At 34.7% G+C, this 12,619-nt stretch carries 12 protein-coding genes and 4 pseudogenes; 6 read left to right on the forward strand and 10 right to left on the reverse strand.

The window, feature by feature from the left end:
- The first annotated feature begins 139 nt into the window (after nucleotides 1-139).
- Complete coding sequence (locus tag AC0IWE_RS24610) at nucleotides 140-661, forward strand: hypothetical protein (RefSeq protein ID WP_055903128.1); 522 nt, start codon at nucleotides 140-142, stop codon at nucleotides 659-661.
- 66 nt (nucleotides 662-727) lie between these two features.
- Here the strand turns inward: AC0IWE_RS24610 and AC0IWE_RS24615 are convergent, their stop codons facing one another.
- The 7 genes and pseudogenes from AC0IWE_RS24615 to AC0IWE_RS24645 form a co-directional block, all read right to left on the reverse strand.
- Nucleotides 728-1,390 carry a hypothetical protein gene (locus tag AC0IWE_RS24615; RefSeq protein WP_471795131.1) on the reverse strand — a complete coding sequence of 221 codons (663 nt, stop codon included), beginning with the start codon at nucleotides 1,388-1,390 and terminating at the stop codon, nucleotides 728-730.
- A gap of 1,123 nt (nucleotides 1,391-2,513) precedes the next feature.
- Nucleotides 2,514-3,143, reverse strand: coding sequence for a hypothetical protein (locus tag AC0IWE_RS24620; RefSeq protein ID WP_471795132.1), 630 nt, complete (start codon nucleotides 3,141-3,143; stop codon nucleotides 2,514-2,516).
- Nucleotides 3,088-3,444 (reverse strand): hypothetical protein, encoded by a 357-nt coding sequence (locus AC0IWE_RS24625; RefSeq protein ID WP_471795133.1) that lies wholly within the window; start codon nucleotides 3,442-3,444, stop codon nucleotides 3,088-3,090. The genes AC0IWE_RS24620 and AC0IWE_RS24625 overlap by 56 nt, the downstream gene beginning before the upstream one ends.
- 69 nt (nucleotides 3,445-3,513) lie before the next feature.
- Complete coding sequence (locus AC0IWE_RS24630) at nucleotides 3,514-3,888, reverse strand: Crp/Fnr family transcriptional regulator (RefSeq protein WP_471795134.1); 375 nt, start codon at nucleotides 3,886-3,888, stop codon at nucleotides 3,514-3,516.
- Nucleotides 3,889-4,243: 355 nt separating this feature from the next.
- A pseudogene (locus tag AC0IWE_RS24635) lies at nucleotides 4,244-4,516 on the reverse strand (DUF6929 family protein); the annotation flags it as partial.
- Between the two features lie 41 nt (nucleotides 4,517-4,557).
- Nucleotides 4,558-5,084: pseudogene (locus AC0IWE_RS24640) on the reverse strand (DUF6929 family protein).
- Between the two features lie 97 nt (nucleotides 5,085-5,181).
- Nucleotides 5,182-6,123 (reverse strand): annotated as a pseudogene (locus AC0IWE_RS24645) (isopenicillin N synthase family dioxygenase).
- A 359-nt stretch (nucleotides 6,124-6,482) separates the two neighbouring features.
- Between AC0IWE_RS24645 and msrA the strand changes: the two are divergent.
- The 4 genes and pseudogenes from msrA (at nucleotide 6,483) to AC0IWE_RS24665 (ending at nucleotide 9,151) form a co-directional block, all read left to right on the forward strand.
- Nucleotides 6,483-7,007: pseudogene (msrA, locus tag AC0IWE_RS24650) on the forward strand (peptide-methionine (S)-S-oxide reductase MsrA).
- Nucleotides 7,008-7,697: 690 nt separating this feature from the next.
- The gene (locus tag AC0IWE_RS24655) at nucleotides 7,698-8,144 is read left to right on the forward strand and encodes a malate:quinone oxidoreductase (protein WP_471795135.1); all 447 of its coding nucleotides are present in this window, start codon (nucleotides 7,698-7,700) and stop codon (nucleotides 8,142-8,144) included.
- Nucleotides 8,131-8,295: a malate:quinone oxidoreductase gene (locus AC0IWE_RS24660; RefSeq protein ID WP_471795136.1), complete on the forward strand. Its 165-nt coding sequence runs from the start codon at nucleotides 8,131-8,133 to the stop codon at nucleotides 8,293-8,295. Before AC0IWE_RS24655 ends, AC0IWE_RS24660 begins: the two co-directional genes overlap by 14 nt.
- Complete coding sequence (locus tag AC0IWE_RS24665) at nucleotides 8,246-9,151, forward strand: malate:quinone oxidoreductase (protein WP_471795137.1); 906 nt, start codon at nucleotides 8,246-8,248, stop codon at nucleotides 9,149-9,151. Before AC0IWE_RS24660 ends, AC0IWE_RS24665 begins: the two co-directional genes overlap by 50 nt.
- Nucleotides 9,152-10,541: 1,390 nt before the next feature.
- On the opposite strand, the gene ytxJ is transcribed toward AC0IWE_RS24665, so the two are convergent.
- The 3 genes from ytxJ to ribH form a co-directional block, all read right to left on the reverse strand.
- Nucleotides 10,542-10,874 (reverse strand): bacillithiol system redox-active protein YtxJ, encoded by a 333-nt coding sequence (gene ytxJ / locus AC0IWE_RS24670; protein WP_055910188.1) that lies wholly within the window; start codon nucleotides 10,872-10,874, stop codon nucleotides 10,542-10,544.
- A gap of 88 nt (nucleotides 10,875-10,962) precedes the next feature.
- Nucleotides 10,963-11,085, reverse strand: a complete 123-nt coding sequence (locus AC0IWE_RS24675; RefSeq protein WP_255352041.1) for a hypothetical protein — start codon at nucleotides 11,083-11,085, stop codon at nucleotides 10,963-10,965.
- A 53-nt stretch (nucleotides 11,086-11,138) separates the two neighbouring features.
- Nucleotides 11,139-11,630, reverse strand: coding sequence for a 6,7-dimethyl-8-ribityllumazine synthase (gene ribH / locus AC0IWE_RS24680; RefSeq protein ID WP_471795138.1), 492 nt, complete (start codon nucleotides 11,628-11,630; stop codon nucleotides 11,139-11,141).
- 162 nt (nucleotides 11,631-11,792) lie between these two features.
- On the opposite strand from ribH, the gene AC0IWE_RS24685 reads away from it, so the two are divergent.
- Nucleotides 11,793-12,605, forward strand: coding sequence for a hypothetical protein (locus tag AC0IWE_RS24685; RefSeq protein WP_471795139.1), 813 nt, complete (start codon nucleotides 11,793-11,795; stop codon nucleotides 12,603-12,605).
- Nucleotides 12,606-12,619 lie beyond the last annotated feature (14 nt).

A 12,619-nucleotide genomic window follows, 5' to 3' on the forward strand; every position in this document is an offset into this window, starting at 1 on the left:
CGTTACCGATAAATTATCTAATTTAAAGATTAGGGGAAGAATACAGGATGTGGTTAATAAAGCGATTGATGAATCAAAGAAATAACTGATGTTAATCAGCTTTTATACCTAAATTGGCTGTACCTAAGAAATAACAATTATGAAATGGATTAAATCATTTGTTTTTTTATTGCCTTTATTAGCAATAGCATCAGTATCAAAGGCACAACAGATCAAAGATGGCGAAACTGTAAACCTTAATGGAATCGCAGTTACGTACTCGGTGGTAAATAAAGAAAAATTAACCATTAAGGATCAGGATTTCGACCGTTACAAGGTTTTGGCTTCAGTTAAAAACAATACAGGCAAATCTTTAAATATCCGTTTGTCAAATTCAATGGACTTGTCTGGAATTAGCAGTTCAAAAATTGTTGAATTGGATTGTATTAATGCAACCGGAGCAAGGTTAACCTCCAAAAAGGTTCAGGTGAGTATGAAAAGTCATTTAATAAATGTTACTTATCCTACGAGAGATAAAGACGGAAAAACAACAACAGCTATATTGCCGGTTACAGCAGGTTATTACCTCGACGAAGGGCAAACGATAGAAAATGATGCCATTTTTATTGTACCGGCCGGCGAAACACCAAAAGTTTCTGTAAGGAGTTTACTAAAGAATTAAAACTAAGAGTTGTCAACTTTTATAGCCAATTTGCTAGAAAGTTGACAGCTCTTCATTAAATTAGTTTTAATTCCAAATGCCGTTTTCTCTTTGTTTCTTCAAAATGTCAATCATAACCTCCCGAAAATATTGAGGATCATTTTCTAAAATTTCTTTGAGTAAGGGATTTTTATCCTTTAACGCATTTAGATGTTTATTCACTTTATCATTTTGCATCGAATTGCTGCATAACGACCATTTTGCACTAGAGCCGGCAAGAAATAAATTTAAGTCGCTTCTGTTTTCTGCATAGGGTATATGTGATATAATATTATCGAGATATTTTGTGTTGCCCGTTGCAAAGAATGAAGACCAGTACATGTCATTTAATGATGCTGTTAATTTGGTTTGCGAATAAAGCGTATCAATATTTAAGGAGAATAGAGAAATAAATAATTGCTTAAATTCTGGTTTTTGTACACGATTGATGTTTAGCGTGAAATTTTTCTTTAATGTTTCATTGCTAAGAAATGCCGCACCAAAGAAACCAGTTAAAATGGGGCTCAGCTTATTATAATTACCTGGTGTATTATTTACAAAATCGATGGCTTTTTCAACAATGTCTTTATCTTGAAATAGATAGTAGGTTTGCAGTATTTGCCCAAAATTTCTATTGGTATTTTGTGCGTGAGCATTTTTAGCAGGCAATAATGCTATTGCTAAAAGAAAAATAATTAATAACTTTTTCATGTTTGATTTAATTTTTGGAAGGTAGGTAGTTATGTGTCGGCCCGGGTACTCCTCTGGAATGCCTATATACGTAGTTAGAACAAGGAGTAATATCAAAAGAAGTTGAATAATTCGCTTGTAAGTAAATGTGAAAATCATTTTACTAATTTTTAGTTCGATAGAGCATTTAATGTTATATGTAACCGATTTTGATGGAATATTCAATTTGAAAATATTTAATAAATCTAAATGCCTCCCGCTGATAATAAAAACTCTTAAACCAGATGTTTCCCTATGGGCTTTTTTGTAAAGTACTAGCATCTAAATTTTTAAAATTCTTTATAATTAATATAACAGAACTTATTACAAAAACTAAAAACGGATATATAAACCAAGGTTGTATTTTATCATAGTGACGAAGCACTCCACACATATATACTCCAGTACAGCATAGAATTATAAAAGAAACTAGTAATGGATAACGATTTTTATATCTTCTTGATAATAATATGATCAAAATAGAAGCAATTGTAGAAATGCCAACAAGACCTAATGACCAGGAAATTTCTATGTTTTTATAGTGGATATAATTAAGTAAATCACTTACAAACTGATACATACAAAGCCCAATCCCGGCAAAAGTTGGAATACCATGTTCTCCTAGTCCGTTAATGAGGCAGAAAAGAAATGATTGATAAAATTTTTAAGTATCTCATAGTATTTAAATTAATTACAAGTTCTTTGAGTTTTTGGGGCTTTTCCATTCATACTTGTTGCATATGGCTTAGTTATATCATATATATTATCTGGAGTGCAAATTCCTGTCATGTCTGTTACCCCCATTATTCTTAGCACTTCTAATACAAAATTAGCACAGTTATTATTGGTTAAAATATAATTACTAGTATGAGAATTTGATAATCGTATCAATGATCTTTTGTAGTTTTTCAGCAGAAATATCTCCATAATTGGTAGCTGAATTATATGCGTGCTCTCCCATTGTCACCCATGATTCCAGGTCCTGAAACAGTGCTAGGAAAGCTTTCCTTAGGGTAAAACCCCAAAACCATTGTATTAGATCCCTGTTTAATTGATATAAATGCATGTCCAGGAAACGAAGTCGCTATCTTTTCTGCGTAAATAGTTAAACTTGCAGGCTTGCTTTTGTCAAAACAGCTAAGTATTTTATAATGTCTGTTATTGGTATTTCAGGAGTAGGGGGCATAGTCATTTTGGTCGTGATAGAGCCGTTTCCATTGTTATGAGGGTCATCTATTAGTTTTGGATAATAGGTGCCTGGATCTCCATAGCTGCCGCCACCTATACACATACTTACATAGGTATAACCAGTTATTGCATAGGTACATTCCATATACGCATTTGTGCCCACACAACTTACAGCGTATTCAGGTATACCAGTTAAGCAAGGATCTGACGACTCTTTTAATAATTTACCGCGATCAAAGTTGTTTTTTCCAATTTGAGAAAGCTTATCAAAATTCGAATTGATCATTGCTGTTTCACTGCTTGCCGTAATTGGGTTATAGATTTTGCCATTGACATACTTCCACCCATTAGCAAAACTTCCATCAATGTTATAATATAAAACTAGGCCTGTAAGATTTTGGTAAAATTTGTATTTTATAGATTTGGGGTCGTTGCCAGTTCTTTCATCAATTATTGATAAATAACTTCCATAAAGGAATTTATTGGTTTTTTTATCTTTGAATATCAGTAATCGAATATTGTTTTTTTTTACTGAATTTTTTTTCACTCCCCTTTTCCAAAATTATGGTGGATTGAAAAATTTGTTCAGAATTATTTAGGCTTATCTCATACACTTCTTGGTCTGGTTGGTTATTAACTAAAGTAGATTCCCAATTAGGGGTCATTGTTTTAAATCTATTGAATTTTTGATCAACTGAATTTATTTGAAACCAATCTTTAAGTCTTGTGATTTCATGGTTAGAAACTTTTTCGTTTGTATCCAAGTCTTTCTTGCAGGATCCATTAAATATTAAACAAAAGAATACAATTATTAAGGTAAGATTGGGGAATTTAGATTTGTTTTTCATAGGTTTCTTTTAGATAAACAAATCTATATGCTCAGGACGATATGACTTTTGATAAAAGTCAAAAACGGCTTACTTTCTAATCCGGCTCAGCGTCTCCTGGGAGATACCCAAATACGAGGCAATGTGACCCAAAGAAACACGCTGAAAAAGCTGTGGATTACGCTTAAACAATTGTTCGTAACGCTCTTTTGCACTCAACATTCGTAGTTCATTGGCCAGTACTTCGTTACGGATGTAATAATATTCTGTGAGTTTTCGGCCGATATAATTGAACTCCATAAACTTAAGGTACAGTTCATCAAGTTTTTCTCTTTTTACCACTATAAGAGTTGTGTCTTCTAAAGTTTCAATATACTCGAAGCTGGGTTGTCCGGTGAAGAAACCATAAACAGAAATCAGCAATTCGTTTTCGAATAACAAACCAGGTGTTGGTTTGTTTGCCATCTTTATCAAGATAATACACCCTCGCGCCACCTGAAACAATAAAATAGATGGTATTACTGTTTTCTATGTGTTTAATAGTGTGGTTTTTTTATCGACTTTAGCAATATGGCTGTTCTTAATGATAGCCGATTTTAATTCCTCACTAAGTGGATGAATGGCATTGAAACAGAAAATAAATTTTGATAATCTTCTAAATAATCCTCTTGTAGCATATTTCTTTTTCAAATGGACGCTATCATTAAATATGGGATTATTCAAATGTAATATTTATATGTCTATGATGTAAGTTTAAATTAACATTATTGATTTAAATAACTGTCAATTTGATAACTAAATGGCTCAAAGCTGACAACTATCAGCTATGATTAATCTCTAACTTATAAATCACCGTTTTAAGTTCATCTGTATCGCGATCTTCACACAATAGAAATGTTGCTTGGTGTTCATTTTGACTGTGCAAGGTAATTCCTTCAAACTTATGATTTCCGGTAATTTTATTGATAAAATTTAACTTTAAAGTTTCAAAATTAATACTCCCAATAAAACTGCCTAAAATATCACCATCCGCATAGGTCGATTTGCTATTCTCTGCCGTGGCAATAAAAAATATATCATTTTTTAGCAATAACGCATCCGTAAGAAGATTCTACATCATTGATATTAGGAAGTTTAAAGCTGTTGAAGGTGGCATGCAATGTGTTTTCTAATTCTTTCCCCACTTAAAAATGCCGTTTTTTCCGTCTGTTCCGTTACCGCGGTTAAATAATAACCATTTGTTGCCGGTAAAAATTGCACCTTCGAGGTTAAAAAATCCTGAGCATCTATTTTGGCTATAGATTGTAAGTGAGTATAAGTTTTTGATAGGTTTTTTTGAAAAATCTTTTGTGTTTTCAGGTCAAATTCAATCATTAGGTTTCTTTTAGGTGTTGAAGCAGAACCTAAAATGTATAATTTATCGCCGTGCTGACAAAGGATTTCGAAATTGGGTTTAAGGGCTTAGGTATATTCTCGAGTTGTGAAAGCGCTGGATCAAATAGAATCTGAATCTTCCGTAATGCTTTGGTTTTAATATTATATTCATTGATATAGCCACTATTATCCCCAATAATGTACAATAAATCTTTATCAAGAAATAGGCCAGAAGCAGAGCCAATACCATCAATTTCTGCAAAAACCGTTAAACGTGTAGAATACATATTTCAAAATAACAAAAAAGCACCGGTTTTAGCCGATGCTTTTAATCTTTCTCTATAATTTCGTTTGATTTAAGGACGATGGACTTATAATTCCAAACTACTTCTTCAATCCTATTTCTCTTAATCTTTCATCAAGATATTCGCCGGCAGTCATATCGCTATAAGCTTTAGGATGATCCGCATCAATAGTTGATGGTAAAACTGGTCAAGTCCATTCACTACGTGGTGAAATAAAAAGGAACATAAAAAATGTGTACGTTTTCATCAATCTTGTGGATTTACCATGATGTGTTGTTGATTGTTGGTTAACCGGTTGTAACATTTACATTTACCACAATATCAGTATGGTGTGCTTTAATAGGTAACCATTCGTTGCTGCGGGTTAATACCTCTAAGCCATCGGCACTGGCACCAATTAATAAGGTAATCAGGTTAATATCTTCATGTGCACCTGCGCGCACCGCATCATCAGGAATCGTTTCGGGATTCTCGATCGGGAAATAATGTATTCCCCTCAAAATAGAGTTTCCGTTATGTACGTGTTTATCGAAATAATTGATCGGCAATTCAAGGTAAGTGGCAATGGCACGTAACAAATGCGTTCCGTTTTCTTCCAGTTTTTTGTAAATATCGCCTGTAACTTTATTAAATTCAGGTAGTTCTGTTAAAACCTCATTGTCAGGATATTCATTTTTTACCGGATCACCATCTGTTACTTCCTGACCAATTTGCCAAAACTCTTTTAAATCTGGTGTTTTAGCTCCTTTAGCAGTTTCTTTACCTGCACTGGTGTAGCCGCGCTGACCAGCCAATTCTGGTTTTTCGTATTTTCTTTTAATTTCAACCGGAAGCGCAAAAGCAGCCTTTATGTTTTCGTAAAGTTTATCAATTAATTCCTGGCTTAAACCATGATTGGTGATGGTAACAAAACCCGAATCGTTAAAAGCTCTCCCAATTCATCAGAAAACTTTTTACGCTCTTCTGCTGAACCATTGATGTAAGAACCTAAATCCAAACAAGGAATATACGGTGTAGACATAATTATTAAATTTTAATGTTGTACGAATTTAAAAAAGAATTGTTAATAAGTGTTGTTGGTGTATTATTTTGTGGTGTAAAAATTTATAAATCAATGTTTTAAGTTGTTAACATTAACTGCAAAATTCACAAATAGTTGTATTGTCACATAAAATCCATTATAATTCAAACACAAACTACAGTTTAATTCATTTCGTATAATTAGGTAGAAAATAATCCAATGAAACTGTAAGGTTAAAGGGTTATTTGCGACTAATAAAATAAACACACATGAAAAAAATACTTTTAATATTATTAGCTGTATTGGCCTTAAACCAGGCAAATGCACAAGGGAAAAAAACAGAAAAGGCTACATTTGGAATGGGTTGTTTTTGGTGTACCGAAGCTATTTTTCAACGCTTAAAAGGAGTAGTTTCAGTTAAATCAGGTTATGAAGGAGGTACATTAAGCAATCCAACTTACGAAGAAGTGTGTACTGGTGCTACCGGACATGCAGAAGTTTTAGAAATTACATATAATCCGATGGTGATTTCGTATGATGATTTATTGGAGGTTTTTTGGAAAAGCCATGATCCAACTACCTTAAATCGCCAGGGAGCAGATAGCGGTACGCAATACCGTTCGGTGGTTTTTTACCATACACCAGAACAGAAAGCTTTAGCAGAAAAAAGATAAAAGGCTGAATTGAATAAAACCAATGCATACGGCAAAAAAGTAGTTACAGCGATAGAAGCTGCGAAACCATTTTATATAGCTGAAAATTATCATCATAACTATTTCAATAAAAATGGAAGCGAGCCCTATTGCAGATTGGTTATCCAGCCTAAAATAGATAAACTGGAAAAATATTTAAAGCCAAGCTTAAAAATTAATAATGCAGTTTGAAGAGCCCTGTAATAAACATTGCAGGGCTTTTTTATCAAAATATTAAATATGGAAAATGTAAATCCTGGATGGCAGCAGAAACCAACAGCTATTTTAGCGAATTTAAAAAATGTGATTTTATCATAATTAATGTACTCATTTAGTTTTTTCTGATCAAGTTCGAGTAGAAGCTGGTCGGTTTTTTCTTTTAAGCAGGAAATAAAAAAGAACACAGTTAACAATAGAAGTAAGTTTCTAATGAGGAATCTAACGGTAAAAAAGATTTATAAAACTAACATTTTAGGGTTAAAAAAAACCAATGAGGCTTCTTCATGCTATTATCATTAAAGAAATTGAATGGCTTATTGTAGAATTTTTAAATTTATGCCGCCTTTAAAAGTATATTCGCAATTATTTTAAGCAAATAAGTAGTGGTTTTATTAAATTAATAATGGCTTGTAAGTGTTAGTGTAATGTCTTTTTTCTTTGGCAGATCAAGTACCATAAATTTTGGATTAAAATTTGATTAGAACTTGCTAAAACATTGGTGTATTTCTAATTTTTAGGCAATTTTTTTAAGATTTAATGCCTTAAAATTCGTGGGATGTTTAAAATCATTCTAAATTTGTAACTCCTTTAAAGTAAGATGACAAAAAGAAAAAGACAGTTGGTAAAACTGACGCAGATGTAATTTTAATAGGGGCTGGCATCATGAGTGCAACCCTTGGTGTTTTATTAAAGCAATTAGAGCCGAATCTAAGTATTGAGATTTACGAACGTTTAGATATTGCAGCAGCAGAAAGCTCTGATGCCTGGAATAATGCTGGAACGGGACACTCTGCTTTTTGCGAATTAAACTATACCCCTGAAAAGAAAGATGGCACAGTTGAAATTAAAAAAGCTGTTCAGATTGCTGAACATTTTGAGGTTTCAAAACAGTTTTGGTCTTACTTGGTAAATAAAGGACTGGTTTCTGATCCATGCAATTTTATCCGCAGCATTCCTCATATGAGTTTTGTTTGGGGTAAAAAGAATGTAGAATATCTTAAAAAACGTTACAATGCTTTAACGCAATGCGACCTTTTTAGCGATATGCAATATACCGAGGATACTGAACTTGTGAAAAGCTGGGCGCCATTTAATTATGGACGGCCGTAAAAAGAACGAGAAAGTTGCCGCAACAAAAATGGATCTTGGTACCGATGTTAACTTTGGTACGCTGACCCGCGACATGTTTAACAACTTAAAGGAACAAAGTAATGCTAACCTATATTTTAACCACGAAAATGCGCGACCTGAAAAAGAATAAAGATGGCAACTGGATTGTAAAGGTTAAAGATTTAGAAAGCGGAGACAAACGTAAGCGAGTAGCAAAATTTGTATTTATTGGCGCTGGTGGTGGTTCTCTGCCATTGTTAGAGAAATCTGATATTCCTGAAGGAAAAGGTTTCGGTGGTTTTCCGGTAAGCGGGCAATGGCTAAAATGTACCAATGAGGAAATTATCAAAAAACACCATGCAAAAGTATACGGTAAAGCTGCGGTAGGTGCGCCTCCAATGTCGGTACCACACTTGGATACCAGAATGATTAATGGTAAACAAGCGTTATTATTTGGTCCGTATGCAGGTTTTTCTACAAAATTCCTTAAAAATGGCTCGTTCCTGGATTTACCAAAATCAATAAAGTTTAATAACATCCGTCCGATGATATCTGCCGGATTACATAACTTAGATTTAACAAAATATCTAATTGAACAAGTAAGGCAATCGCCAGAAGATAGATTAGAAGCCTTGAAAGAATATTTACCAACTGCCGAACTTAAAGATTGGGAATTGGAATATGCCGGACAACGTGTTCAGGTAATAAAAAAGGATGAAAAACAAGGTGGCGTTTTAGAATTTGGTACAGAAGTAGTGAGCGCAGCCGATGGATCTATTGCGGCTTTATTGGGTGCTTCTCCTGGTGCATCAACCGCGGTATCAATTATGCTCGATCTGCTAAACCGTTGTTTCGCTGATGATTTGGCAACTGATGAATGGCAGGCGAAAATTAAAGAAATGATCCCGACTTATGGTAAATCACTCGCAGAGGATGCAGATCTTTGTAAAGAAACCAGAAGCAAAACATCAAAAGTTTTAAAAATAGAAACCACCGTAGTTGCTTAAGCAACAAAAATAAAATTTAAAAGGTTCCGATTTTATCGGGACCTTTTTTTTTGAAAAAAATCGACCTCTACCGTATTCTTCTGTATACCGAGGATGCGTCCCGCTGGGAAGGCTTGGGTTGAGAAAATATGATGTAGACCCGTAGTGTATTCCAAGGGCCTTTATTTATTGTGTAAAAAGATCAATACCAACAACCCACTCCCTTGGTCTGTGTCCTCACAGACCGAAACTTGCTATATCATCAATCGTTTGCATTACCAAACGTTCCTATGGAACGAACACAAATAACAAATTGTTATTTGCTACCGATGAGGCGTCCCGCTGGGACGGCTTAGATACTAAAAAAAAATAATGTCGACCCTGAGTGTAGTCGAAGGGCCTTTAATTTATTTGTTAAAAAAGATCAATACCAACAACCCACTCCCGCGGTCTGGGTCCTCACAGACCGAAACTCTTGCTATATCATCAATCGTTTGCATTACCAAACGTTCCTATGTAACGAACACAAATAACAAATTGTTATTTGCTACCGATGATGCGTCCCGCTGGGACGGCTTGGATCCTGAAAAAAATTGTGTAAACCTTGAGCGTATTCCAAGGGCCTTTATTTATTGTGTAAAAAAGATCAATACCAACAACCCATTCCCTTGGTCTGTGTCCTCACAGACCGAAACTTGCTAAATCATCAATCGTTTACATTACCAAACGTTCTTATGGAACGAACACAAATAACACATTGTTATTTGCTACCGATGAAGCCTCCCGCTGGGACGGCTTGGATCCTGAAAAATATGGTGTCGCCTTTGAGTGTATTCCAAGGGCCTTTATTTAATGTGTAAAAAGATCAATACCAACAACCCACTCCCTCGGTCTGTGTCCCCACAAACCGAAACTCTTGCTGTATCATCAATCGTTTGCATTACCAAACGTTCCTAGGGAACGAACACAAATAACAAATTGTTATTTGCTACCGATGATGCGTCCCGCTGGGACGGCTAGGGTTGTGAAAAAAATTGTGTCGACCCTGAGTGTATTCCAAGGGCCTTTATTTATTGTTAAAGGAGATCAATACCAACAACCCATTCCCTCGGTCTGTGTCCTCCCAGACCGAAACTTGATAAATCATCAATCGTTTGTATTTCCAAACGTTCTTATGGAACAAACACAAATAACAAATTGTTATTTGCTACCCAGGATGCGTCCCGCGGGCACGGCTAGGGTTGAGAAAAATATGGTGTCGCCCCTGAGTGTAGTCGAAGGGCATATTATTTGTTTCTTAAAAAGATTATATCAATAGCCCTTAGAATTTAACATAAAAAAAACGTCCAAAATTTATTTTAGACGTTTTCAATTCTGAACCAATTCAGGATTAAGATTTTGTTGTATTTAATTAAGCGGCGATCACTTCTGCAACTTCATCGGCAGAAATATCGCTGTGTGATGCTTCTAACACACAATCGCCATTTTTAATTAATAAAATTTGTGGCGATTGGTGTGCCACCTGAAATACCTCTGCAATCTTGTTTGAAATATCCCGGTAACTAATTAAATCTAAAAAATAGAGTTTTGTGTCAGCTGGAATAACTTCCCAATCAAACTCAAAATTCTTTTTGGCCATCAAGCTAATGGAGCAACGTGTACTGTGCTTAAATATAAGGCTAAAACCGCTCGCGTTTTTGATTTCATCAAGCTGTTCTATTGAAGTTAAGTTAACCCAAGTCATGATATTATATTATTGTTTTACAGAATAACAATTGCAGCTGAATAATGTTCTGCAAATGACCTGAATATGAGATTACAAATGAGTTAGATTAGTTTCTTCTGCGTTTACCTTCTGGGTAAGAGCCATAAGCAGGGCAAAGCTTAGAAGAACAAGATTCTAAAATGGTAATGGTGCTAAACACCGCCAATAGTAAGATGGCTACTTTTTTCATCGATCTGATAAATTTTAAACGTCTAAGGTACAAATATTTATTAAAAACCAAGTTTATATTTGTGCAGAAAAATCAGCCATTTTAATTGCAGTAATTGCGGCTTCATCGCCTTTATTACCATGTTTACCACCTGCACGATCTTGCGCCTGCTCTAAATTATTAGTAGTTAACACGCCAAAAATAACAGGTTTACTGTATTTAATGCCAACATTTGTTACACCCTGTGCAACCGCATCGCAAATAAAATCGAAATGTTTGGTGTCACCTTGTATCACACAACCTAAACAGATTACAGCATCAATATCACTTCTTTTACTTAATAAAATTTCTGCACCCACTGTAAGTTCAAAACTTCCCGGAACAGGTAAAGAGATTATATTTTCTTCTTTTACCCCGTTGGCCAACAAAGTTTTTAATGCTCCATTGTAAAGAGCACCGGTAATTTCGGCGTTCCACTCGGCTACAATAATTCCAAATTTATAGTTTGCTCCTCTTGGAACTGTAGTATGAGAGAAATCTGACAGATTTTTTAATTGTGTTGACATAAGGCAAAGATAATGTTATGCTGTGAATGTTAAAAACCTTAATGTTTGTTGCTTGTAACATTTAACTGGTAATGTTTAGATTAGTAAGATAATCAGATAAATTTTAACCGCTTATGGAATTTCAGCATTCTGCCCATCTCTATTAAAACGCAAAATCATCTTATGAATACATCATTACGTATAGCCACATCATTCCTTTTTATCTTTTTATTATCGTTTAATGCTTCTGCGCAGGTCAAGTACACACTGGCCGATTTTGAAAAGGTAGATTTCATTGCAAACGAAGGCAAACCAAAAGATGCGCTTAATTTGATCGCAAAAATTAATAAGCAGGCGCAAAGTGATAACAATGCACCGTTGCTGATCAAATCTGTTATTTACAGAATGATGTTTCAAAGTTACCTGGAAGAGGATGCTTTTGATAAAATTTTGATTGATTTGCGTAAAGATATCAGCAATGCCAAGCAACCTGAAAAAAGTATTTTACAATCTCTTTTGGCTGAAACCTACTGGAATTATCTACAACAAAACAGGTGGCAGATTAATCAGCGTACACAGATAGAAGGCGATGTAAGTACCGACATTAAGACCTGGAGCATAAAAAAACTCAATGATGAAACGGTAAAATACTATCTGTTATCCTTAAGGGAGAGTGAGCTGTTGCAGCAAACAAACGTTGATGTATTAGACGCTGTTTTGGCCGGAGATAAAAATAACCGAAAGTTCAGGCCAACATTATACGATTTACTTGCCCATCGTGCCATCGGTATTTTTAACAATACCCAACTTAACCTGACGCAATATGATGAGGAATTAATCAACATGAGTAATGTAGATTGGTTTGGAAACCACGAGGCCTTTTTAGGAATGTCAATTCTGCCCGATAGCACATCCTTTAAACCCCCAGGCTTTAAAATTATTTCAGCAGTTAATAAAATTTCATCAAAACGACAGCAATTTGTCGGCATTGGTTGATGTTGACCTAAAAC

The sequence above is a fragment of the Pedobacter sp. AC402 genome (genome assembly GCF_979252805.1).

Excerpts from the sequence above, each read along its gene's own strand:
- AC0IWE_RS24615 (WP_471795131.1), bottom strand. The coding sequence starts at position 1,390 with ATGAAAAAGTTATTAATTATTTTTCTTTTAGCAATAGCATTATTGCCT.
- AC0IWE_RS24625 (WP_471795133.1), bottom strand. The coding sequence starts at position 3,444 with ATGAAAAACAAATCTAAATTCCCCAATCTTACCTTAATAATTGTATTC.
- AC0IWE_RS24660 (WP_471795136.1), top strand. The coding sequence starts at position 8,131 with ATGGACGGCCGTAAAAAGAACGAGAAAGTTGCCGCAACAAAAATGGAT.
- ytxJ (WP_055910188.1), bottom strand. The coding sequence starts at position 10,874 with ATGACTTGGGTTAACTTAACTTCAATAGAACAGCTTGATGAAATCAAA.
- AC0IWE_RS24685 (WP_471795139.1), top strand. The coding sequence starts at position 11,793 with ATGAATACATCATTACGTATAGCCACATCATTCCTTTTTATCTTTTTA.
- AC0IWE_RS24630 (WP_471795134.1), bottom strand. The coding sequence starts at position 3,888 with ATGGCAAACAAACCAACACCTGGTTTGTTATTCGAAAACGAATTGCTG.
- AC0IWE_RS24675 (WP_255352041.1), bottom strand. The coding sequence starts at position 11,085 with ATGAAAAAAGTAGCCATCTTACTATTGGCGGTGTTTAGCACCATTACC.
- AC0IWE_RS24665 (WP_471795137.1), top strand. The coding sequence starts at position 8,246 with ATGCTAACCTATATTTTAACCACGAAAATGCGCGACCTGAAAAAGAAT.
- AC0IWE_RS24655 (WP_471795135.1), top strand. The coding sequence starts at position 7,698 with ATGAGTGCAACCCTTGGTGTTTTATTAAAGCAATTAGAGCCGAATCTA.
- AC0IWE_RS24610 (WP_055903128.1), top strand. The coding sequence starts at position 140 with ATGAAATGGATTAAATCATTTGTTTTTTTATTGCCTTTATTAGCAATA.
- ribH (WP_471795138.1), bottom strand. The coding sequence starts at position 11,630 with ATGTCAACACAATTAAAAAATCTGTCAGATTTCTCTCATACTACAGTT.